The following is a 21,969-nucleotide window of genomic DNA, read 5'->3' as shown; positions in this document are numbered from 1 at the left end:
TTTTCTTTATTATTTGTTGCTATTAGTGCGGATGAAGTCATTGCATCCGCTGGTATTCTCATGGCCGTACAGTCCGCATCCGATTATAAGTTCTCAAGCGCAGGCACGTTTAAAGCCATGGCGCCGGCTTCCGAAATGTCCCGCGCGGCCTTCACAACCGAAGGTTACGACGTCACGATCTACCGGGATATGGAAAAAGCCGCGCCCGCCTGGCTTGCGCTTGAAGAACGTGCGAACGGTCTGCCCTATCAGCGCTTTGGGTGGATCGAGGCCTGGCATGCAGCCGTAGGCAGAGACCGGCAGATCGAACCGGTTCTGGTCATCGCCCGGCTTTACAATGCCTTTGCCTTTGCCCTTCCCCTGGGCCTTGAACACAGACGCGGCTGCAAGGCGCTTACCTTTCTGGGACAGGAAAACACCAACCAGAACACCGGCCTGTGGAACCCGGACTGTTATGCTTCGATCCCGGTCGACACGATGACCGCCATCCTGGAGGAAGTCTGCCATCTCGCCGGCGCCGATCTGCTCCATCTGGCCAATATTCCGCAAACCTGGAACAACCGGCCCTCTCCGCTCCTGCTGAAAGAACGGACGGACAGTCCAAGTCCGTTCTTCGCTGGCAGACTCAACAATGATTTCGACGGTCTTTTCCGTTCCAATTTCAGCAACAAATCCGCCAAGAAGCTGATCCGCAAGCAGCGCCGGCTTGAGGCGGCGGGAAGCTTCCGCGTGTTCCGGGCAGAAACCGAGGAAGACATCCGGCGAGGCCTGGAAGCGTTTTTCGCGCAACGCGCCAAACGGGAAGCCGATGCCGGCATTCCGAGCGGGTTCACCACACCGAAAAAACGTCAGTTTCTGGAAAGACTGGCCGGGCTCCACCCGGACAAGGGTCCGCTGACCGCCGACACGCAGATCACCGTCTGGGCCCTGGAGGCCGGTGATGCCATCCGCGCAACCTATCTGACCCTTCACCAGGGCAGCCGCCTGATCTGTTACTCAACTTCGATTTCCCACGACGAACTGGTCAGCCAGAGCCCGGGGGTCGTGCTGTTGAAGAACATCATCGAGCACGCGTGTGCAGATCCGAAGATAGACATTCTGGATCTCGGGCTGGGCGACGAGACCTACAAGCACCCCTGGTCGGAACCGTTGCCGCTCAGTGACAGTTTCCTGGCCGTTACCGCCAGGGGATGGATGAGCCTGCAGGCTAGTAAGGCAAAACAGTTCGCCAAGGCCAAAATCCGCAATTCTGAAACGTTGTGGCAGCTCGTCCGCAAACTCCGGCAGTTTGTCAGCAAATTGGGCAGCTAAGCGCCACTCCGGTTATCAGGCCGCCCTGCCGGCACCTCTCCGGGACCTCTTCCGTGGGACCTTGCTGTCGGCAGGCGGTATGACCTCCACCGGCGCTCCGGTGTTGCGCGCCAGCAGGCTGGCCGCGCTGTCAAGCTCCCGTCCATAATCCCTTCCGGCCGACGTCACCAGTATCTTGTCGGCAAGGCCCAGCAGCCTCGCGCTGGCCAGCGAGCCATCGATGGTCCCAAGATTGACCACGACCGTGTCATAGGTCCGGAATACCGCCTCCAGCGCCTTGCCGAACCGCGCGCTTCTTGCCGAACGGTCATCGATCGGCAAACGGCCTGCCTCGATAATGTGAACCCCGGATTCCGGATCGCGGTAAATGACTTTCGAAAAGGCGCTGACACCGGCGACCAGATCGGAAAAGCCTGGAGCCGCACGCGGATCGTCCACTTCGGGAAACACTTCCAGGAACAGCACGGTATCACCGGCACCGGACGCCCTGCGCGCCAAATCCAGAGCAAGCGCCTGCGACGCTCCCGCGTCGTCGACACTCAGAACCACAGTCCGGCCGTCAGTCGGGTTCGCCGCATCCGGCATTCCGGCCGGCGTGGCATCCCATTCGTCGTCAGAATCCGTATCCGGCACCCAATCCGGAGCAATGTCCCGGTCATAGTCAGCGCGCTGACGGGCCCCTGTCGGGCCTGAATTACGGCTCACCCGGGACCGACGGCCAGCGGGCTTCTCTTCTTCTGCTTGCGACTCAGGCTCCACCTTTGCGGCCGGCGGCGCATCGAAACCCGAGAAACTGCCGGTCATGGAATAGGCAGACGGTCCGCCGGCTTCGTAGCGGCTGTTCCAGTTTGCGCCCGGCATTTGCACCTGCGTCGGCCGCATCGGAGCTCCCCCCTCCTCTGCGATCGGATAAAGGACATTTCCGGACAGGAACTCGCCCAGGATCACGTAGGCACAGCCGAGAACGAAGGTCACGAGAGCCGAGATAATTGTGATCGCCAACACTTTGGGCGCATAAGGTTCAACCGGAATGCTGGCGCGGGAGATGATGCGGGCGTCGGCGGGAAGCGCCTGAGCCCTGAGACGCATATCCGCTTCGCGGAAACTGGACACGAGCGTATCAAGCTGTGATGCCTTCGCATTGGCCTCACGCTCCAGTTCGCTGAGCTTGACCTGGTCGGCGTTGGAGCTGGCCGCCTCGGTTTTCAATTCGTTCAGCCGTTTTTCCAGGGCAGCCGCCTGTTGGCTTGACACCTTGGCATCGTTCTCCAGGCCCGCCAGAACCTTGCGCACTTCAGCGCGGATCTGCTTCTTGTAACCGGCAAGCTGCGAATTCAGCGCCTTCAGCTGCGGATGGTTCGGCAACAACGTTATGGAAAGTTCCGCGATCTTCGACTGAATGGCGACTTCCTGTTCCCGGAGCCGCTGGATCAGCAGGGAATTCAGGACATCACTGGCCGTATCGAGCGAACCGCCCGAGTTCAGCAGGCCGCGAAGCAGATCCGCCTTGGCCTGCGCTTCGGCTTTTTCGGCCTGAGCCGCGGAATACTTGCTGCTGATATCAGCCAGCTGCTGTTGGTTGAGTGTGAGATTGTCCTTGCCCACCAGAAGATCCGCGCGAGAACGATAGTCGGCCACCGCCTTGCGCGCTGCCTGCACTTCCCGCTGCAACTGCTGTATCTGCGGCTCCATGGCAGTTGCCGCGACTTCCGTGGTTTCCCGCTTCACGCTCGCCTGAAGGGTGATATATTCGTCCAGGATCGTGTTGGCCACAGCAGCTGCCAATTCCGGATCCTCCGCAGAATATTCAACCGCGATCACGCGCGACCCCTCGAGACGGTAGATCTCCAGGTTCTCATAATAATGTTTGAGAACTTTCTCCTCCACGGAAGACCGGGACGTATCGGAAGAAAGCCCGATCAGGGAGAAAATATCATCGAGAGAGGACCCGGTAATGGCCGCCTTGAACTCCGGCACCCCGGCCAGATCCAGGCGTTTGGCGACCCGCCGCGCCAGATCGGCCGACATCAGAAGCTGCACCTGACTGGAAATCCCTTCGGCATCGAGAAGCGCCCGCTCCTCCTCCACACCCCGTGTAGCCCCGGGAAATTTGCCGTCCGTGCTTTCAATAAGGACCTTCGCTTCGCCTTTATATTTTGACGGGACCATTTGAAGCGCCAGGAAAAAGACACCGCCCACGATCAGGACAAGAGGCAGCAGCCATCTGAGTGCCGCTCCGATTGCCTGCATCAGACGGCTCAGATCGAGGGCCATATCATCGGAAGAAACCGGCTGGCGGGTCGCATTCATTGTCAAAACTCCGAACTAATGATCGGATAATGACGAATCAGGGTAAGCGTTCGGTTAAAAGCCGCACCGATACGGCGAGTCAAACGTTAATTCCTTCCTCCGCTGTTTTTGCAATGCATATTAACGGTGTTTGCTCTCTTCACGCACCATTAACCATGACTTGGGATGTTGGGTAAGTGTGTTAGGAGATTCGTTGATGCTGATGAGAGCATTCCTGATTCTGGTGCTTTGTACAGGGCTCGCCGCCTGCAGCGGTTACAGGCGTCCGCCTTCGGCGTTTCATGAAACGCTCACAATGCCCTACCAACTCGATTCCAGCGACAGGCTGCGCATTATCGTTTTCGGGCAGACGGATCTTTCAAACACCTATACCGTTGATCAGGCAGGATATATTTCGTTCCCGCTGATCGGAAATGTTGCTGTGCGAGGCAAAACGCAGACGGAACTCGCCAACCTGATCGCGCAAAAACTCCGTCAGGGATATCTGCGTGATCCGGATGTTTCGGTTGAGGTCGACAGCTATCGGCCGATCTTCATCATGGGTGAAGTGCAAAACGCGGGCCAATATAACTTCGTCGCCGGCATGACCGTCCAGAATGCGATCGCCACAGCGGGCGGTTTCAGCAGCCGTGCCCGTCAACAGGACGTCGACATTACCCGTCAGGTTAACGGTGAAATTATAAACGGACGTGTTCCCATTTCGGACCCGATCCGTCCCGGAGACACGATTTACGTCCGCGAGCGCTACTTCTGACCCGACGGCGAATTAACCGCGGACTCATCTCCCTGTCGTAAGGTGCTGCTTATCGGCTTCACGGGCTCAAAGAGGCCCGGAGGCTCGAACAGGGAGCATGTACCATGACAACCGATCCGCTCCGGATCATTCACTGCGTGCGTTCGCCGATCGGCGGCATCTTTCGCCACATCATGGACCTGGCCACGACCCAGTCCGAAGCCGGTCATCAGGTCGGCGTGATTTGCGACAGCACCACGGGAAGTGATTTCGACAATGCCCTCGTGGAGGCGCTGCGGCCCAAACTCGCTTTGGGTGTCGCCCGGTTCCCCATGCAGCGCCAACTGACGTTCCAGGACATGGCAGCGACCTGGAACATCTACAAGTACATCCGGGACATGAAACCCGATGTCCTCCACGGCCACGGCGCCAAAGGCGGCGCCTATGCACGCATCATCGGGACCCTGCTCCGCCTGAAGGGGCAGAATGTCACCCGGATCTACTGTCCGCACGGCGGCAGCCTGCATTACGACCCCCACCGCCTGGAAGGCCGTGTCTACCACGGCATCGAAAATCTGCTGGCACGGTTTACCGACGGCCTCGTCTTCGTTTCCGACTACGAATATGCGGCATTCGAAACCAAGGTAGGTCACCCCAAAGCGCTGGCCCGCGTCGTCTATAATGGACTGCAGCCGGAGGAATTTACGCCGATTACGGAAAATCCGGACGCCTCCGACTTTCTCTATATCGGCATGCTGCGCGACCTGAAGGGTACGGACCTGTTCATCGAGGCCCTTTACAACATCCGCCTCAAGACCGGCACCGCACCCACGGCCGAAATCGTCGGCGAAGGACCGGACGAGGAGCGCTACCGGGCCATGGTCGAGCGTTTTGGGCTCAGCGACAAGGTGACCTTCCACGGCGCCCTGCCCGCCCGTGATGCCTTCAAGATGGCCAAATGCGTCGTCGTGCCTTCGCGCGCGGAAGCCATGCCCTACATCATTCTGGAAACGGTGGCCGCAAAACGTCCCCTGATCGCTACCCGTGTCGGCGGTATTCCGGAAATCTTCGGCCGCTTCGCCTCACGCCTGATCGAGCCAGGCCATATCGGCAAACTGACCATGGCGATGGAAAGCGCAATGGAATCTCCGGCCGAGCTCCAGATCGCTGCGGAAGGTTTGCGAACCTGCCTGGCGGAAACCTTTTCTGTTGAGTTGATGAGCGACCGGATCACCACTCTCTATCAGGAACTGCGCGGGGTCCTGCCGCCCGAAACCATTGCGGCCAAATCCTCTTCCCGTGCCGCTCCGATCACCGGCACACAATCCGTTCTTGCCAGATCGAGAAACCAGTAATGAGAATCGCGGCCATGAAAACAAGAGGCCGTAATCCGGCACACAAGAAGGCCTCCCAAACCCCGGACCTCCGTCAGAGGTTGACCGATGGCCTGCACCATCTGCAGGAAACCAGTGACGCCACATCCTTTGTTGAGGATGAACGTCAGGAGGGCGATACCGAGGGCTTGTCCCGGGAAGCGCTGGAGATCGCCGCCTCTCTGGACGACGACGGCATTTCGGTGCCCGTCCTCACCGGATCCGTGCGCGCGATCGACATGGGGCTCATTCTGCTGAGCGCCGTGGCCGCCTCCCACACCGTTGCCGGTGCGACCACCCTTGGTCTGGCGCATTTTATCGCAATGGGCATTTCGGTCGTCTTCGCCTTTGCCTTTTTCCAGGCATCCGACACCTATCAGGTTTCGGTCATGGGCCGCGGAATGTCACAGATCGGCCGTGTCGCGGCGAGCTGGACGATGGTGTTCGTCATGCTGGCCGTGATCCGATTCACCACCGGTTTCGGGGCAGATATCTCTCTGCAATGGGCCGGGGGCTGGTTCGTTTCCTCCCTCGCGGGCTTGATCTGTGTCCGTCTCGTCGTCTCCGCTCTGGTCCGCCGTTGGAGGACCAACGGACGGCTGGAACGGCGGGCCATCATCGTCGGTGGCGGAACTGCAGCGGCGGAACTGATCCACGATCTGGAAACCCAGGCCGACAGCGATATCCGCATTTGCGGTATTTTCGACGACCGGGCCAATGATCGCTCCCCGCCGGTCGTTGCCGGCTATCCCAAACTGGGCAACATCAACGCACTGGTCGAATTCGGCCGCCTGGCGCGGATCGACATGCTGATCGTCTGCATTCCGCTTCGCGCCGAAAAGCGCGTTCTGGAACTCCTGCGCAAACTGTGGATCCTGCCGGTCGATATCCGCCTGTCGGCACACACCGACAAGGTGCGCTTCCGCAATCGCGGCACATCCTTCATCGGCACCGTGCCGTTCGTCGACGTGATCGAGAAACCGATCACAGACTGGGACATGGTCGCAAAGCGGGTGTTCGACATTGTCTTTGCCAGCCTGGCATTTCTTGCCCTCTTCCCGGTGATGATCGCAACCGCCATCGCAATCAAGCTGGAGAGCAAGGGCCCGGTCCTGTTCCGGCAGAAGCGCTACGGTTTCAACAATGAAATCATCGAAGTGCTTAAGTTCCGGTCGATGTACCAGGAAATGGCCGACCCGGAGGCGAAAAAGGTCGTGACGAAGAACGATACCCGCGTAACCCGAGTCGGTCGTTTCATCCGCAAAACCTCGATCGACGAACTGCCGCAGCTCTTCAACGTCCTGGCCGGCAGTCTGTCCCTGGTCGGCCCGCGTCCGCACGCCGTCAACGCCCATACCGACAACAAGACCTGGGACGATGTGGTCGATGGCTACTTCGCCCGTCACAAGGTGAAACCCGGTGTCACCGGCTGGGCCCAGATCAACGGGTGGCGCGGCGAAGTCGACACGCCGGAGAAAATCCAGAAACGTGTCGACTGCGATGTCTACTACATCGAGAACTGGTCGATCCTGTTCGATCTCAAGATCCTGTTCCTGACGCCGTTCCGGCTTCTGAATTCGGAAAACGCATATTGAGCGCAGGGTCGGCCGCATTCGGGCAGACGGCCGCCCCTCATCCCCATTTCGCACTGAGCACGAAAAGCATCGGCAACGGCGCCTTGTGGCTTGCCGCCTTCCTGTCCGGCTTCGTGATCCGCGAACCGGCGCCTTACGAACTTTATATGGCCGGGCTGCTGGTCATCTGGCTTGCCTGCGGCTTGAAGCTGCGGCGGGAATTCGGACCACTGGTCATTTGCATGATGCTCTATTCCGCCGGCGGCATCGCATCCGTGCCGCTCGCCCGCGAATTCGATGTAGCCGTCATGTATATGGCGGTTTCAGTTTTCCTGGCGATCACGTCGATCTTCTACGCCGCAATCCTCGCAGACGATCCGCAGCGCTACAGGACGATAGAGAGCGGCTTGCTGGCGAGTTCGGTTTTCGTCGCCTTTATCGGGGTCGCAGGCTACTTCCACCTGTTTCCCGGTGCAGATTACTTCACACTCTACGATCGCGCCCGCGGCACCTTTCAGGACCCCAACGTGTTCGGCCCGTTCCTGGCCCTGCCATCCATGCTGCTCATCCAGCGGCTGTTTTTCGGCAGGCTGAAGGACAATATACTGACGCTTTTGATGCTGACCGTTCTGCTGCTCGGGGTCTTCCTCAGTTTTTCCCGTGGCGCATGGGGCGTTCTGGTCGCAGCCTCCCTCGTCGTCTATCTGCTGGCGCTGATCACGGAACGCGGACCGGTGAAGCGCTTGAGATTGCTGATCCTGGGTGCGCTCGGCGTTCTGGCCGTTCTGGCTCTGATCGCCGCCGTCCTGTCGATCGACAGCGTTGCCGACATGTTTCAGCAGCGCGCCAAGCTCGAACAGCCTTATGACGCCGCACGGCTCGGACGCTTCGCGCGATACTCGTTCGGCTTCCAGATGGTCATGGAACATCCCCTCGGGCTCGGCCCCCTGGAGTTCAACAAGTACTTTCCCGAGGATGAGCACAACGTCTATCTGAAAGGCTTCACCACCTATGGCTGGCTCGGCGGGACGGTCTATATCGTCTTGGTCTTCTGGACGCTGGCGTCCCTGTTTCCGCTGTTGTTCAAGCATCGTCCCTGGACGCCGTTCCTCCACTGCGTCTTCGCCGTGCTTTTTTCCCATGTGATCCTGAGCGCCATCATCGACACGGATCACTGGCGCCACGTCTATATGCTCTACGGCATTGCCTGGGGTTTGATTGCCGCCGACAAGCTGGAGCGAAAACGGATGGCAAAGACGAAACCGAAAGCGAATCCAAATACTCTGGGCACAATCTCCGCATGGTACCAAACAAGCGCCTTGCGCAGCTCTCCTGAAAGAGATAGGTAAGGCGCGTTCGGGCAGTAGCGCAGCCTGGTAGCGCACTTCACTGGGGGTGAAGGGGTCGTCGGTTCAAATCCGGCCTGCCCGACCAACAAATCAAGACATCGAAAATTCCAGGCAATAAATGGCGACCGACCCCGCCAGCCCCGCGGACCACCCGGATCCGGTTGGCACCGTTCACCGGCCTTCAGTCGTCGTCGGTGGACACATCCTCAAGATAGCCGATGGCTTCATCGATCTTGTCCTTGAGCGACAGGGACATCGGACCACCGACGCTTTTCAATGTGGTCAGCAGTTCCCTGGCCTTCCGCCGGTCTTCATTCGTTACGGGATTTTCCGGTGAGGTGTATTTCTCGACTTGCTCGAGTTTGTCCCTGCCATAAATCGCCAGGAACAATGCATATTCGGCTTCCTTGAAGGCGCCGTAGGCTTCGGTCCCAAGCATCCCGCCGATTGAGGAGACGAACCTTCCGTCGTTCCGGGGATAAATTCTCAAAGGGACGTAGCAGATCCAGCATTCTTCGCCTTCATCCCAACGCCAATTTTCTTGATTGCCCTTGAGTTCCTTTGGCATTGGCCTCCCCTCTTATAATTTCATATATCCTAAAATTTGGCCCCTTTCCGGTCAAATTAATTATCGGTTTTCCAAGATATCCTTCTGGAAATACTGGTAATTATTATTAATGCTTCTGCCTTCGCCCACGCCAAAGGAAAAGAATCGCAAATTACAAGCTTGCCCTGAGACACATCCAATTCGATAAATACCATTCTAGGGAAATTCCTGCAGAATAATACACAAAAAAAGCCCTCACCCGGGCCCTCTGCTTAGTACACGCTTAGAAAAGAAGATGTAACAACCATAAATCGAAACGATTCGCGGTAGAATCACCCGGATATGGCGACAAACCGGCGGATCGATCTCATCGCGAATACCGCGATACTGACTCCGACCAGTGTCACCGGCCAGAATGCAGAATAAACAGCAGCAAAGATGACCTTTGCCGCTCCACCTTTTCCGCTTTCGATCATTTCCGAAACGGAAAGAATGAAAAAAACCAGCCCCGCAGCCACGTAGATAATTATGGCTGCGATCAGAATGACAAGCATGCCCACCCACTCTGCCTCACACCATGACGGGAAAATCCTTCATGGTTAACGAAAGAGTAGCACGGCATCTCTTCCCCAACAAGGAAAGCGACCAAACCATCCAAAGCCTGGTAACGAGGCGACGGAAAGGTTGCCGCTTCAGATATCGCCCGATGCTCTACCTTTCCGGTTCTCGGGCTGAAGAGAAGAGAAACTCAGCGGGCCTGATCCAGAACGCGCTTGCATTCCAGAAGTTCAAACAGTGTCGCTTGAAGACGGCGGACGTCATCCTTGGACAAAGCCTTGGACGCGCCCGCCGCTCCTTCGCCCTCCTTTTCAGGACGAAACCGTTCCATGAAACGCAAACCACCGGACTTGGCCGGCTCCGCATTCCGGACATGTGTATCGGCGAGGACGTCTTTCGGCAGGGGGGCCTCGCCCTCCGTGGGCTCGATCGTTCCGACATCCGCCGGGATCAGTTTTTCCGGCGGCCCGGGCTGTTCCGCTTGCGCATTGACATTGGAACTGTCCTGGACTGCAGCCTGCTGCATCACCGGAACCGGGATCGCGTCCTCTTTCCAGATCTGCATCACGAAACGTGCGCCCTGTTCCTTCAGGATTCGCTGCACACCCTTGATCGTATAACCTTCGCCATAAAGCAGATGGCGGATACCGCGCAGGAGCTCGACATCATCGGGCCTGTAATACCGACGGCCGCCTCCGCGCTTCAGGGGCTTGATCTGGGAAAACCGGGTTTCCCAGAAACGAAGCACGTGCTGCGGCAGATCCAGATCATCCGCAACTTCGCTGATCGTTCGAAAAGCGTCGGGGCTTTTATCCTGAGAGCTCATGCCGCCTTATACATCAATCAGGAGGACGATGAGCCCGTCAATGCGTCGTTTATCCGCTGCTTCAACACGTTACTTGGCTTGAAAACCATGACGCGGCGCGGCGATATCGGCACTTCCTCTCCCGTCTTGGGGTTTCTGCCGATCCGTTCGCCTTTGGATCGGACCACGAAGGATCCGAAAGACGACAGCTTGACCGATTCTCCCTTCAACAGACATTCGGAGATTTCGGAGAGAACCCGCTCGACCAGTTCAGAAGATTCCGTTCGGGAAAGACCGACTTTCTGATAGACCGCCTCGCATAGGTCGGCGCGGGTGATAGTCCTGCTACCCATAACCCCTCCTCGAAACGCCAGTGATCTGGCTGATTTTGCAACGGAACTTGCTGTAAGGTCCTACGGTATTGCGTCCCAATGGAACGGTCAACACCAGTCTTTCGATCGGTGCAATTACCGATACTGGCTTGTCCGGGACTGGACTACCAGCGCAAAAGGACGGAACCCCAGGTAAATCCGCCGCCCATGGCCTCCAGAAGCACCAGATCCCCGCGCTTTACCCGCCCGTCCCGCACAGCCGTATCAAGAGCAAGCGGGATCGATGCGGCCGATGTATTGCCGTGCCTGTCGACGGTCGTCACGACCTTTTCCGGCGCAATACCGAGCTTCTTTGCGCTGGCATCGATGATCCGCTTGTTTGCCTGATGGGGTATAAACCAGGACAGGTCGTCCGCCGTCGTTCCGGTTTCGTTAAACGCGTCCTCGATCACATCGGTGATCATGCCGACCGCATGCTTGAAGACCTCGCGGCCCTCCATGCGCAGATGACCAGTGGTCTGCGTCGCGGACGGGCCGCCGTCCACATAAAGCTTGTCCTTATGGCGGCCGTCGGAACGAAGGTGTGAGGTCAGAACGCCCCGATCGGCGATATCTCCCGCCCCTTCCGTCGCTTCGACGACAACCGCCCCGGCGCCGTCGCCGAACAGTACACAGGTGGTCCGGTCGTTCCAGTCCAGGATCCGCGAGAATGTCTCCGCTCCGATGACGAGCACCCGCTTCGACATGCCGGAACGAATATAGGCATCCGCTGTTGTCAGCGCATAAACGAAGCCGGAGCACACCGCATGGACGTCGAATGCGGCTCCGTGATGGATGCCCAGGCCGGCCTGAACCGTTACCGCCGTTGCGGGAAACGTGTAATCGGGCGTTGCCGTTGCCAGAATGATGGTATCGATGTCCTGAGCATCCATACCCGCATTCTCAAGGGCTGCGCGCGCAGCATTAAGGGCAAGGTCGGAAGTCATCTCGCCTTCGGCTGCAATATGGCGCTGCCTGATTCCAGTCCTCTGAACGATCCAGTCGTCGGAGGTATCCACCATCCTGGAAAGTTCTGCATTGGTCAGGCATTTGGCCGGCAGATAGCTGCCGCAGCCGATTACGGTCGAACGGATTACGCTCACAAATCACCTTCCGAATTAGCCGCGGCGTCCGCAAACCGGCCGCGATGATAATGCACCAGATCCTGAGCGATCTTATGCAGCAGTTCGTTGCGCACCATGTCATAGGCAAGGTCGATGGCCGCCGCATAACCCTCGGCATCCGTGCCCCCATGGCTCTTGATAACGATGCCGTTCAGGCCAAGGAAGACCCCGCCGTTCACCTTGCGCGGATCCATCTTGTCCCGAAGCCGGTCAAACGCGCTCTTGGCGAACAGATAGCCGATCTTCGACATGAATGTTCTGTTCATGGCCGAACGCAGGTAGCCGGCGATCTGCTTCGCCGTGCCCTCCGCGGTCTTCAGCGCGATATTCCCTGCGAACCCTTCGGTCACGACGACATCGACGGTTCCCTTGCCGATATCGTCGCCCTCGACGAATCCCGCATATGTCAGCTTTCTGAGCTTGGTGTCCCGCAGAAGCCGCCCCGCGGTGCGCACCTCTTCCAGCCCCTTGACTTCCTCGACGCCGATATTCAGCAGTCCCACCGTCGGGCTTTCAAGGCCCTGCAGGGCCCGCGCCATGGCGCCCCCCAGAATCGCGAAGTCGATCAGTTGCTGCGCATCCGCCCCGATCGTCGCACCGACATCGAGGACAACGGACTCGCCGCGCGCCGTCGGCCAGATCGCCGCGATCGCAGGCCGCTCGATATTGGCCATCGTTCTCAGGCAGAACTTGGACATCGCCATCAGCGCGCCGGTGTTGCCGGCGGATACGGCCACGGCCGAGTCGCCGCTTTTGACCGCCTCTATCGCACGCCACATGCTGGAGCGCCACCGTCCCTGGCGCAGGGCCTGGCTCGGCTTGGCATCCATGGCGACCGATACGTCGCAGTGATGAAAGGTCGAAGCGTCCCGCACCCGCGGATACTTTTCCAGAAGCGGCAAGACCACATTCTCATTGCCATAGAGCAGAAAGCGAATGTCGGGATGGCGGACAAGCGCGATTTCCGCGCCGGGGATGACAACCTCCGCGCCGGAATCACCGCCCATAACATCGAGGGATATTGGAATGGTTTTCGCCATCGACCGGGTCTTTTGAAGCTCTCTCCAGGCAGGGCTTTGAGAAAGCCATCGCCCGTTTCTCCCTGCCGCAAGGTCGGCAGGGCAATCAAACGCACGCGAACATAACCGTTTCCAACCGCGTGACAACCGTTAATTTACGAGGACTGCTCCGGGTCCTGCTTGAGTTTTGCGAGCGCCGCGAACGGAGACGGCTTGTCTTCCAACTCGCTGCTGTCAGTTTCCTCATCCCGTTCGAACACGGCCCCCGGCTTGCGCGGAAACGGATCGATGCTCAACGCCAGTTGTTCGCAAACCAGCGCTCCCAGATCGATCACGCCATCCACCATCACATCCGGCGGATCGAGCGTTTCGAGCTCGATTTCGATCTCACCCTCCTCATTCAGATCGCGCGGGCGGCGCGGGCGGCTGGATACGGGCTCGAACGTCCGATCGATGTCTTCCGAAAGTTCCTGCTCGAACGGTTCCAATGTGACCACGCACTGTTGTGTAATGGATGCCTCGAGCTTGCCGACCACACGAACGCCCGCCTTGCGCCAGGGTTTCAGAGTCAGTTCCGCGCAAAGCCTGCCGATATCCACACAGCCGTTTGCCTCCGCAATCCGCTTCAGCGCCGCCGTGTCGGGCTCGATCACGACCGTCTCCTCCCGGTCGCCCAAACGCTCTGCATTCACCTTGTGGGAAAAAGGAAATTTATCGCCTGTCATCAATCTTGTCCGTCATTTCGGCCGGGCGCCAGTTCTTCGTCAGGCGCAAAGGCAGCCGGAACCGGCCAGTCCAGCTTGCCCGTCATCAGCTCGGCCGTGTCCTGGGCAGCGAGCGCCTTTGCGGCCGCCAACATATAATGCGCCAGCGCACGTTCCGCGACCGGATCCGGCGCATCGGTATAAATATTGCGGCTGAGCGCTTGGGAAAGGCCGTCGACATCATCATTCGACAGACAGGGCGCATAGGCATCCGCCCGGCCGTAGAACGCCTCCCCCATCGCCTTGACCTTCTTTGGAACCCGGGTATCGGTCACCCCCATCTCGCGCAGGCTCGCATCCATATCATGGAAGAACAGGTCGAATACGTTTTGCGAGAACTCGGAAACCGTCTTGTTTTCGCCCGCAAGTCTTTGAAACAATACAACTGCATGGGCAACTATCAGGTCAAACCGTCCATCCAGCGTATCGGGCACACGGTAATCGGTATAAAACACCGGCTGCCGCGCTTGAGCCACGATCTCGTCATAGGTCTTGTGCTCGCCTTCGCGCGGACGCCGGCGAAAAAGGCCGAAAATCATGGTGGTCTCCGGATCCCGTTCAAATCGATTGGACACAAACTTGTATTGCCATGTGCCCTATCCCACGATAGGGACTTTGCCAAGAAACGAAATTGAAGAAAGCACCGCAAGGCTTGCCGCGTCGGGAAAACGGACCGGCCTACAGGAAGACAAGAGACGAGTATGACGATAAAGGCCCATGCCCTGATTATTCCGCTTCTGATCAGCCTGCCGCTGGGCGGCTGTTTCACGACCTCCTATACCCACGGCCATGTCGTGAACTCCGACATGCTGAACCAGGTGCAGGTCGGATCCAGCAAGGAGCAGGTGGAACTGGTGCTGGGATCGCCCTCGACCACGTCCAGCCTGAACGGCGACGCCTATTACTATATCTCCCAGGTCACCGAAACCACGGCCTTCATGGCGCCTGACATCGTCGAACAGCGGGTCGTAGCCGTCTATTTCGACAAGGACGGCTATGTCCGGGATATCGCGAATTACGGCCTCCAGGACGGCAAGATCATCGACCTGATCACCCGCAAGACCCGCACCGGCGGCACGGATTACGGCTTCCTCAGCCAGATCCTGAAGGGCGCCACGAACCCGAGTCTCGGTCTCTAGGCCCTCTTCCATCCGGAACAAAAAAGCCCCGCCAACCGGCGGGGCTTTCTGTTTTGCCTTGGATGACCTGATCAGTGATGCGCCAGCACCGCGAGCAGCAGCAGCGCCACGATGTTGGTGATCTTGATCATCGGGTTGACCGCCGGACCGGCCGTATCCTTGTAAGGATCGCCGACAGTATCGCCGGTCACCGAAGCCTTGTGGGCCTCTGACCCCTTTTCGTGCTTGACGCCGTCCTTGTCGATGAAGCCGTCCTCGAAGGACTTCTTGGCATTATCCCAGGCCCCGCCACCGGCGGTCATGGAGATTGCCACGAACAGGCCGGTCACGATCACGCCGAGCAACATGGCGCCAACCGCCGCGAAGGCATCGGCCGGCGTCGCCACGGCGCGCACCACGAAGAACACGACGATCGGCGACAGAACCGGCAACAGGGACGGAATGATCATTTCCTTGATCGCCGCCCGTGTCAGCATGTCGACCGCCCGGCCGTAGTCAGGACGCTCCGTGCCCTGCATGATGCCCGGCTTTTCCTTGAACTGACGCCGAACCTCCTCGACCACGGATCCCGCCGCCCGGCCAACGGCCGTCATGGAAATACCGCCGAAGAGATAAGGCAGCAGGCCGCCGAAGAGCAGCCCCGCAACCACGTAAGGGTTGGAGAGGTTGAACAGCGTTTCAACGTTGATACCGTAGAAGACCGAACCTTCCCCTGCCGTAGACGAGAAGAACTTCAGGTCTTCCGTATAGGCAGCAAACAGCACCAGCGCACCGAGACCGGCGGAACCGATGGCATAGCCCTTGGTCACGGCCTTGGTGGTGTTGCCGACCGCATCAAGCGCATCCGTCGTGGACCGGACTTCTGCAGGAAGGTCCGCCATTTCGGCGATACCGCCGGCGTTGTCGGTCACCGGTCCGAAGGCATCGAGCGCGACGACCATGCCGGCCAGCGCCAGCATCGTGGACACGGCGATCGCAATGCCGAACAGACCTGCCAGCGCGTGCGCGACCAGAATACCGGCAATGATGATCAGTGCCGGAAGCGCCGTTGCCTCAAGCGAGATCGCCAGCCCCTGGATCACGTTGGTGCCGTGTCCGGTCACCGATGCCTGGGCGATGGACTTTACAGGGCGGAAATTGGTGCCCGTGTAATATTCCGTTACCCAGATGATCAGACCGGTCACGATCAGACCGACAAGACCGCAGTAGAACAGGTGCCGCGCGGTGAAGACCGTGCCGCCCGATGTCTCATAACTCGTGTCGAAGCCGAGCCAGAAGAAGGTGATAATAAACAGCGCGACCGCGGACAGGACTGCCGTCGCGATGAAACCCTTGTAAAGCGCCCCCATGATGGAGTTGTTCGAGCCGAGCTTCACGAAGAAGGTGCCGATGATGGATGTCACCACGCAACTCGCGCCGATCACCATCGGCAGCAGCATCAGATCGATAGCCGCACCACCGGTGAAGAAGATCGACGCCAGAACCATGGTGGCGACCACGGTCACCGCGTAGGTTTCGAACAGGTCGGCCGCCATGCCGGCGCAGTCCCCGACATTGTCGCCCACGTTATCGGCAATCGTCGCCGGATTGCGCGGATCGTCTTCGGGAATACCGGCTTCGACCTTGCCGACCAGATCACCGCCGACGTCCGCCCCCTTGGTGAAGATGCCGCCGCCGAGACGGGCGAAGATCGATATGAGCGAAGCCCCGAAGCCGAGGGCAACGAGGGCGTCGATCACCGCACGGTCCGTCGGCGCATGGCCCATCGGTCCTGTCAGGATCACGAAATAGACCGCGACACCGAGCAGTGCGAGGCCGGCGACGAGAAGACCGGTCACGGCGCCGGACTTGAACGCGATCTCAAGCCCCGCCCCCAGGCTCTGGCTTGCCGCCTGCGCGGTCCGCACATTGGCGCGCACGGATACCATCATGCCGATGAAACCCGCAGCCCCGGAGAGCACCGCGCCAATCAGGAAGCCAAAGGCCGCCGCTGCGGACAGCAACAGCCAGGCAATAACGAAGACCACGGCTCCCACGATGGCAATTGTTGTGTACTGGCGGGTGAGATAGGCCTGCGCCCCTTCCTGGATTGCCCCGGCAATCTCCCGCATGCGTTCCGTGCCGGCATCCGCTGCCATCACGGATTGGATCGCCCAGGCCCCGTATGCCAATGACAGCAGACCACAGACGATGATAACGATCATTATCTCGTTCATAATTCCTCCCAATTGTGCAGCAGGCCGTTTGTCTTTTTGTTTTTCGGCCAGCCCAAAACAGCGCCACATGGATGCGGCGCGTCAATGGTCCACACGATAGCAACAGATCGGCAACAGCCGTCAAGTTACTCTTAGGGATTACACACACTTGCCTTTAGGGCAGAATACGGTGCACTGCAGCAATTTCGTCGGAATTTATTTTGACTTTTCTGATCCGGTTGTCAGACCGCAACATGCTTCTTCTCGTGGAAGACCAGCCAGCCGAGGAGCACGGCACACAGGACGACGAAGGGGAAGACCAGCCAGTTCACGGTTGCCCAACCGAAATGGTTCAGCAGCGCACCGGAAGAAAAGGACGCAAAGGCCACACATCCGAAGACCAGAAAATCATTGGTCGCCTGCACCATGTTGCGTTCCTCGGAACGGTAAGTATCCGTCAGCATGGCGGTAGCGCCGATGAAACCGAAGTTCCAGCCGAGACCGAGCAGGATGAGCGCGCTCCAGAAATGAACAAGCTCCACGCCCATGAGCGCGATGATGGCACAGCCGCCCAGCAGGGCCAGACCGATGCTCACGATCCGTTCCTTGCCGAAACGGGCAATAAGGTTGCCGGTAAAGAAGCTCGGGCCGAACATGGCAAGCACGTGCCACTGAATGCCGAGCGCCGCGTCGGTTGACGACAGGCCGCAACCGATCATCGCAAGCGGCGTTGCCGTCATGACAAGGCTCATCAGGGCATAGGAGCAGATGCCGCATGCGGCGGCCACGATGAAGCGGGGCTGCGCCATGATCGTTCGGATCGGCCGCCCGCCGTGTGTCCCACCCGGCGCCCTCACCGGCGTCGGGATCTTGATAAAGGCGACCAAGACCAAGGCGACAAGGGAAAGCCCGGCCTGCGCCAGATAGGTGCCGGCAAAGAGGATCGGCGAGAACAGGTCCTTGGTGGCGATCACCGTCTGCGGACCGACGACGCCTGCAAGGACGCCCCCGGCCAGCACCCAGGAAATCGCCTTCGGCTTGAACGCGTCGCTGGCCGTATCGGCCGCGGCGAAGCGGAATTGCTGGACGAAGGCGCCGACAAACCCGCTGCCGCCACAGGCGACGATGAACAGCGGGAAATTGCCCCGGAATACCGCGAACGACGCAAGCAGGGCCGCGAAGATACCGAATGCAGAGGCCCCCATGAAGCCGGCCCGCCGCCCGAAGCGACGCATGATGGCCCCTGCGGGCAGGGTTCCGATGGCCGTTCCAAGAACGAAGGCGGAGACCGGCACGGTTGCCAGCGACTTGTCGCTGCCCAGAAGACTGCTGCCGATCAGCGACCCGGTGGCGATCACGATGGAGGCGGATGCGCCTCCCAGCGCCTGGGCGAAGGCGAGCAAGAGGGCATTGCGCTTGGCAAGCCGGTCATCGATGAAACCATGGGAAGCGGCGGCGGCAGTGGCAGACATGTCTGTTCCTGAGAGTACGAACGTCATTTTCAGAGAGCTGACATGCCTACACGAGCGCGCCCGGTTTGACAGCCCCTAATTTCAAGGCCCCGCAACTAGAAGCATTATTTGGCGAGCCGAAAACATCCCGGCCGCGACATCCAGACACCATGCGGCCGGGCGCAAACCTGCCTTTCCCTTCATGTGACAGGGACGAACAGCCCCCATCTCAGGTTCCGCCTCCGTGCCGTTGCGATGAGAACGACCGTCGTCAGCCCGAGAAGCAAGAGTTCGGCGACGGGCGTGGCGATCCAGATCCCCTGTTCGCCGAACGCAAGCGGAAGCAGAAAGATCATGGGTATGACGAAGGCATAGGGCTTGGCCAGCCCCAGCACCGCTGCCCGTCCCGCATCGCCGATGGACTGGAAATACATGGCGATCATGACCAACGGGCCCGAGATGAAATACATCGCCGTCATCACCGGCAGGATCCGCACCACTTCACTGACCACCTGCCGATCATCGACAAAGGCAAAGCCGATCGGTTCGGCAAAAAGGACGAGCGCGCATTCCGCTGCGATGCAGTATACAAACGCGATCATCAGCCCCAGGCGAAGACTGCTATTGGAGCGCGTCCAGGCCTCAGCGCCGTAATTGTTGCCCACGATCGCCTGCAATGCCTGGGAAAGTCCCAGAAGCGGCAGGAAGACGAAGGTCATGATCCGCGTGATGATGCCATAGGCCGACACCGTCGCCTGATAGCTGCCACCGCCGCTCAGCTGCAGCGCGGCGATGATCGAGGCGGAAACCAGGGCAATACCCATGAAATTCAGGCTTTGCGGTGCGCCAAGCGCCAGAATCCGCTGCCAGCCCATCAAAGGACTATGGTGCAGCAACGCGCCCGGCCTCAGCTGCGTCCGTCCCAATACGCGAAAGACGACAATGATCGACAGGGCCAGGGCCTGCGCCAGAGCCGTGCCGTAAGCAGAGCCTGCGACACCCATCTCCATGACAACGATCAGCACGTAGGTGAAGCCGATATTGGCCAGCGAGATGAGCAGACTCATGGCAGCCATGAAGCCGGTGCGTCCCTCAATACGCAGCGCATCGACATTGACCGCCATCACGAAGAAAACCGGTGACGACAGCACCAGGATCCGCAGATAGACATATCCAAGATGTTCCAGAACCGGCGACCCGTCGGCGGCAAGCCGCGTCACCGCCCCTCCGAAAACCAGGAACAGCACGATCAGGCAGCACGACACTGCGAGGGCGAGCCCATGGGCTCCTGCGAAAACCGACCTCGCCTCATCGAAATGGCCGGCCCCGAGCCTGCGGGAGAGAATGCTCGACATTCCGCTGCCGACGAGGGTTGCGAGCGCAATGATGATCATGAAGAAGGGAAACATCAGGGTCACCGCCCCGAGCGCCTCCGGCCCGACGAAAACGCCGAGAAAGACGGCGTCGATCACGGCCTGAAGGCCGTTCATGCTCATGACGAAGATGATGGGAAGGGCCGTCTTGGCGTAAATGGCGCCAAGCGGTCCATGGGTGAACGCGTTCCGGTTTGCGGCGTCGGACGACATGCCGAAATCCTCTGTCTCACATTCCTGGAGATCCAGGCATCGCCGGGATCTGAGGGTGCCCGCATTGCCCCGTAGGAACGAAAGGTTTCGGGGATGTCGTTCTGAAACAGGCTTTACCTCGGACTTGCGAGCGGCCGGTGCCTGTAACCACCGTTTTCGAATATCAGACGCGCGGTTTCATTGGCAAGCCGCTTGCCGCAATCAAACGCCATAACCTGCAAGCAGATGCTCAAAAATGCCGGAACCCGGCAGACGAGGATCGGACCGGCGAACCGCCGCTTTCCAGTTCGACTTTGCCGCCGCCGTTCCTGACTTCGCCGATCCGGGTCACAGGACAGTCGGCCGCCTTCGCGCCAACCTCGAAAGCGGCTGCCGAAACTTCTGGAACGCATGCCAGGATCTCGTAATCATCGCCGCCGCCGAGCAACCCGGTGAAATCCCCGGGGCTTACGTCCCGGATCTTTGCCAGCGCCGATGATACCGGCACGAGGTCGAGATCGATCCTCAGGTCGACCGCGGATGCGTCGGCAATGTGCTGCGCATCGGCGAAGAGTCCGTCGGAAACATCCATCGCTGCATGGGCATGGTCACTCAACGCGCCTGCCAGATCCACCCGCGGACGCGGCAGCAGATAGCGGTCGAGGATGTGCGCCAGGTCATAGTCGTTCAGGCCGTATCGGCCAGCAAATCCGCTGTCGAGACGCGCTTTCAGACCCGCCGCGCCGTCGCCGATGGTGCCGGACACATAAAGTATATCCCCTGCCCGCGCGCCATTGCGCCGAACCGCGCTTGCCTGCGGCACTTCGCCGATCGCCGTGACCGATATCTGCAGACCATCGCCTGACTTGATCGTGTCGCCGCCCCAAAGCACCAGGCCAAAGGCGGCTTGATCTGCCGCGAGACCTGCGCAGAACCGTTCCAGCCAGTCCGCGGTCCAGTCGACGGCAAGCCCGAGACCGAGCAGGTAACCTCTCGGTCGGGCACCCTTTGCAGCAAGATCGGAGAGATTGACCCGTAGCGCCTTCCGTGCGATCGCGTCCGGCGGATCGCTTGCGAAAAAATGCACGTCGGCAGCGAGCATGTCCTTCGTCAGAACCAGGTCATATCCCGGCCGGGGCGTGAAGACTGCGGCGTCATCGGCAAGACCGAGACTTCCGGAATCTGTGGCAAGCGGCGCGAAGAAGCGCTTGATCAGCTCGAATTCATGCGGCCGGTCACCGGCCATGCTCAGGCCTCGCTTTCGCCGGCCTTCGGCGCGTCGAATTCGGCCTTGCGAAGATCATGTGCCAGCCGGTCGAGAACACCATTCACCAGTCCGGGCTCGTCGTCCTCGAAGAAGGCCTTCGCCACATCGATATATTCGGAAATGATGACACGCGCAGGCACGTCCTTGCGCCGCAGCAGCTCGTAGGAACCACAGCGCAGGATCGCTCTGAGCAGGCTGTCGATCCGTTTCAGCGGCCAGTCTTCCACAAGTGCGGTATGAATGAACGGATCCAGGAATTTCTGGTCCTCGACCACACCCTTGACGATGTCCGTGAACCACTGTTCGTCCGCTTCACGGTACTGTTCGCCGTCAAGCTCCTTGCCCAGACGAAATGTCGTGAATTCGCTGATCACATCGGCCAGCGACACTTCGCCGACGTCCATCTGGTAGAGAGCCTGCACAGCACCCAGACGCGCCGCACCACGCTTGTTCGCGGGACGGCTCGTCTTGGCAGTCGATTGCGGCTTCGGTTGATCGACCTTGTCGGTCATCG

Annotated in this window: 20 protein-coding genes and 1 tRNA gene; 7 read left to right on the top strand and 14 right to left on the bottom strand. The window is 59.5% G+C overall.

All coding sequences use genetic code 11. The annotated features are described in order from the left end of the window. Nucleotides 1-117 precede the first annotated feature (117 nt). The gene (locus tag ACN0SO_RS24385) at nt 118-1,311 is read left to right on the top strand and encodes a GNAT family N-acetyltransferase (protein ID WP_417682024.1); all 1,194 of its coding nucleotides are present in this window, start codon (nt 118-120) and stop codon (nt 1,309-1,311) included. A 15-nt stretch (nt 1,312-1,326) separates the two neighbouring features. Here the strand turns inward: ACN0SO_RS24385 and ACN0SO_RS24380 are convergent, their stop codons facing one another. Next, nucleotides 1,327-3,621, bottom strand: a complete 2,295-nt coding sequence (locus ACN0SO_RS24380) for a succinoglycan transporter (protein ID WP_417682022.1) — start codon at nt 3,619-3,621, stop codon at nt 1,327-1,329. Between the two features lie 196 nt (nt 3,622-3,817). Between ACN0SO_RS24380 and ACN0SO_RS24375 the strand changes: the two genes are divergently transcribed. The 5 genes from ACN0SO_RS24375 (at nt 3,818) to ACN0SO_RS24355 (ending at nt 8,735) form a co-directional block, all read left to right on the top strand. After that, a complete protein-coding gene (locus ACN0SO_RS24375; protein WP_417682020.1) occupies nt 3,818-4,375 on the top strand; it encodes a polysaccharide biosynthesis/export family protein in 558 nt (185 codons plus the stop codon). A 104-nt stretch (nt 4,376-4,479) separates the two neighbouring features. Next, nucleotides 4,480-5,709 carry a glycosyltransferase gene (locus tag ACN0SO_RS24370; protein WP_417682018.1) on the top strand — a complete coding sequence of 410 codons (1,230 nt, stop codon included), beginning with the start codon at nt 4,480-4,482 and terminating at the stop codon, nt 5,707-5,709. 14 nt (nt 5,710-5,723) lie between these two features. Then, nucleotides 5,724-7,322, top strand: coding sequence for an undecaprenyl-phosphate glucose phosphotransferase (locus ACN0SO_RS24365; protein ID WP_417682016.1), 1,599 nt, complete (start codon nt 5,724-5,726; stop codon nt 7,320-7,322). Next, a complete protein-coding gene (locus tag ACN0SO_RS24360; RefSeq protein WP_417682014.1) occupies nt 7,319-8,650 on the top strand; it encodes an O-antigen ligase family protein in 1,332 nt (443 codons plus the stop codon). The genes ACN0SO_RS24365 and ACN0SO_RS24360 overlap by 4 nt, the downstream gene beginning before the upstream one ends. 8 nt (nt 8,651-8,658) lie before the next feature. Then, nucleotides 8,659-8,735 (top strand) — tRNA-Pro (locus ACN0SO_RS24355). 96 nt (nt 8,736-8,831) lie between these two features. Here ACN0SO_RS24355 and ACN0SO_RS24350 read toward each other — a convergent pair. The 8 genes from ACN0SO_RS24350 to ACN0SO_RS24315 all read right to left on the bottom strand — a co-directional run bounded on the left by ACN0SO_RS24350 (nt 8,832) and on the right by ACN0SO_RS24315 (nt 14,377). Next, the gene (locus ACN0SO_RS24350) at nt 8,832-9,089 is read right to left on the bottom strand and encodes a hypothetical protein (protein ID WP_417682012.1); all 258 of its coding nucleotides are present in this window, start codon (nt 9,087-9,089) and stop codon (nt 8,832-8,834) included. A gap of 440 nt (nt 9,090-9,529) precedes the next feature. Next, complete coding sequence (locus ACN0SO_RS24345; protein WP_417682010.1) at nt 9,530-9,751, bottom strand: hypothetical protein; 222 nt, start codon at nt 9,749-9,751, stop codon at nt 9,530-9,532. 194 nt (nt 9,752-9,945) lie between these two features. Continuing rightward, nucleotides 9,946-10,581: a MerR family transcriptional regulator gene (locus ACN0SO_RS24340; protein ID WP_417682008.1), complete on the bottom strand. Its 636-nt coding sequence runs from the start codon at nt 10,579-10,581 to the stop codon at nt 9,946-9,948. Between the two features lie 17 nt (nt 10,582-10,598). Next, the gene (locus ACN0SO_RS24335; RefSeq protein WP_346896042.1) at nt 10,599-10,913 is read right to left on the bottom strand and encodes an integration host factor subunit alpha; all 315 of its coding nucleotides are present in this window, start codon (nt 10,911-10,913) and stop codon (nt 10,599-10,601) included. Between the two features lie 143 nt (nt 10,914-11,056). Then, nucleotides 11,057-12,034 carry a beta-ketoacyl-ACP synthase III gene (locus ACN0SO_RS24330; RefSeq protein ID WP_417682006.1) on the bottom strand — a complete coding sequence of 326 codons (978 nt, stop codon included), beginning with the start codon at nt 12,032-12,034 and terminating at the stop codon, nt 11,057-11,059. Further along, nucleotides 12,031-13,095, bottom strand: a complete 1,065-nt coding sequence (gene plsX / locus ACN0SO_RS24325; protein WP_417682004.1) for a phosphate acyltransferase PlsX — start codon at nt 13,093-13,095, stop codon at nt 12,031-12,033. The genes ACN0SO_RS24330 and plsX overlap by 4 nt, the downstream gene beginning before the upstream one ends. 134 nt (nt 13,096-13,229) lie before the next feature. Next, nucleotides 13,230-13,799 (bottom strand): YceD family protein, encoded by a 570-nt coding sequence (locus tag ACN0SO_RS24320; RefSeq protein ID WP_417682002.1) that lies wholly within the window; start codon nt 13,797-13,799, stop codon nt 13,230-13,232. Next, a complete protein-coding gene (locus ACN0SO_RS24315; protein WP_417682000.1) occupies nt 13,799-14,377 on the bottom strand; it encodes a ubiquinol-cytochrome C chaperone family protein in 579 nt (192 codons plus the stop codon). The genes ACN0SO_RS24320 and ACN0SO_RS24315 overlap by 1 nt, the downstream gene beginning before the upstream one ends. A gap of 162 nt (nt 14,378-14,539) precedes the next feature. Here ACN0SO_RS24315 and ACN0SO_RS24310 point away from each other — a divergent pair, with 162 nt between their 5' ends. After that, a complete protein-coding gene (locus ACN0SO_RS24310) occupies nt 14,540-14,977 on the top strand; it encodes an outer membrane protein assembly factor BamE (protein ID WP_346896032.1) in 438 nt (145 codons plus the stop codon). Between the two features lie 71 nt (nt 14,978-15,048). Here the strand turns inward: ACN0SO_RS24310 and ACN0SO_RS24305 are convergent, their stop codons facing one another. The 5 genes from ACN0SO_RS24305 to nusB form a co-directional block, all read right to left on the bottom strand. Then, a complete protein-coding gene (locus ACN0SO_RS24305; RefSeq protein WP_417681998.1) occupies nt 15,049-17,193 on the bottom strand; it encodes a sodium-translocating pyrophosphatase in 2,145 nt (714 codons plus the stop codon). A gap of 221 nt (nt 17,194-17,414) precedes the next feature. Beyond that, nucleotides 17,415-18,644, bottom strand: a complete 1,230-nt coding sequence (locus ACN0SO_RS24300; RefSeq protein ID WP_417681996.1) for an MFS transporter — start codon at nt 18,642-18,644, stop codon at nt 17,415-17,417. 179 nt (nt 18,645-18,823) lie between these two features. Continuing rightward, nucleotides 18,824-20,209 (bottom strand): MATE family efflux transporter, encoded by a 1,386-nt coding sequence (locus ACN0SO_RS24295; protein ID WP_417681994.1) that lies wholly within the window; start codon nt 20,207-20,209, stop codon nt 18,824-18,826. 229 nt (nt 20,210-20,438) lie between these two features. Next, nucleotides 20,439-21,434 (bottom strand): thiamine-phosphate kinase, encoded by a 996-nt coding sequence (thiL, locus tag ACN0SO_RS24290; protein ID WP_417681992.1) that lies wholly within the window; start codon nt 21,432-21,434, stop codon nt 20,439-20,441. A 2-nt stretch (nt 21,435-21,436) separates the two neighbouring features. Continuing rightward, entirely contained in the window at nt 21,437-21,967 is a 531-nt protein-coding gene (gene nusB, locus ACN0SO_RS24285; protein ID WP_417681990.1) for a transcription antitermination factor NusB, read from the bottom strand. Nucleotides 21,968-21,969 lie beyond the last annotated feature (2 nt).

The organism is Roseibium sp., from assembly GCF_048260565.1.
Lineage (GTDB): Bacteria > Pseudomonadota > Alphaproteobacteria > Rhizobiales > Stappiaceae > Roseibium.
Note: the sequence above shows the minus strand (reverse complement) of the source record. Positions and strands in the feature narration are given on the sequence as shown.

Bases quoted from the DNA above. Each gene is read 5' to 3' on its own strand.
- ACN0SO_RS24305 (WP_417681998.1), bottom strand. From the start codon at position 17,193: ATGAACGAGATAATGATCGTTATCATCGTCTGTGGTCTGCTGTCATTG.
- ACN0SO_RS24340 (WP_417682008.1), bottom strand. From the start codon at position 10,581: ATGAGCTCTCAGGATAAAAGCCCCGACGCTTTTCGAACGATCAGCGAA.
- ACN0SO_RS24300 (WP_417681996.1), bottom strand. From the start codon at position 18,644: ATGTCTGCCACTGCCGCCGCCGCTTCCCATGGTTTCATCGATGACCGG.
- ACN0SO_RS24295 (WP_417681994.1), bottom strand. From the start codon at position 20,209: ATGTCGTCCGACGCCGCAAACCGGAACGCGTTCACCCATGGACCGCTT.
- ACN0SO_RS24380 (WP_417682022.1), bottom strand. From the start codon at position 3,621: ATGAATGCGACCCGCCAGCCGGTTTCTTCCGATGATATGGCCCTCGAT.
- ACN0SO_RS24385 (WP_417682024.1), top strand. From the start codon at position 118: ATGGCGCCGGCTTCCGAAATGTCCCGCGCGGCCTTCACAACCGAAGGT.
- thiL (WP_417681992.1), bottom strand. From the start codon at position 21,434: ATGGCCGGTGACCGGCCGCATGAATTCGAGCTGATCAAGCGCTTCTTC.
- ACN0SO_RS24365 (WP_417682016.1), top strand. From the start codon at position 5,724: ATGAAAACAAGAGGCCGTAATCCGGCACACAAGAAGGCCTCCCAAACC.
- ACN0SO_RS24375 (WP_417682020.1), top strand. From the start codon at position 3,818: ATGCTGATGAGAGCATTCCTGATTCTGGTGCTTTGTACAGGGCTCGCC.
- ACN0SO_RS24335 (WP_346896042.1), bottom strand. From the start codon at position 10,913: ATGGGTAGCAGGACTATCACCCGCGCCGACCTATGCGAGGCGGTCTAT.
- ACN0SO_RS24350 (WP_417682012.1), bottom strand. From the start codon at position 9,089: ATGCTTGGGACCGAAGCCTACGGCGCCTTCAAGGAAGCCGAATATGCA.
- ACN0SO_RS24345 (WP_417682010.1), bottom strand. From the start codon at position 9,751: ATGCTTGTCATTCTGATCGCAGCCATAATTATCTACGTGGCTGCGGGG.
- nusB (WP_417681990.1), bottom strand. From the start codon at position 21,967: ATGACCGACAAGGTCGATCAACCGAAGCCGCAATCGACTGCCAAGACG.
- ACN0SO_RS24370 (WP_417682018.1), top strand. From the start codon at position 4,480: ATGACAACCGATCCGCTCCGGATCATTCACTGCGTGCGTTCGCCGATC.
- ACN0SO_RS24315 (WP_417682000.1), bottom strand. From the start codon at position 14,377: ATGATTTTCGGCCTTTTTCGCCGGCGTCCGCGCGAAGGCGAGCACAAG.
- ACN0SO_RS24320 (WP_417682002.1), bottom strand. From the start codon at position 13,799: ATGACAGGCGATAAATTTCCTTTTTCCCACAAGGTGAATGCAGAGCGT.
- ACN0SO_RS24310 (WP_346896032.1), top strand. From the start codon at position 14,540: ATGACGATAAAGGCCCATGCCCTGATTATTCCGCTTCTGATCAGCCTG.
- plsX (WP_417682004.1), bottom strand. From the start codon at position 13,095: ATGGCGAAAACCATTCCAATATCCCTCGATGTTATGGGCGGTGATTCC.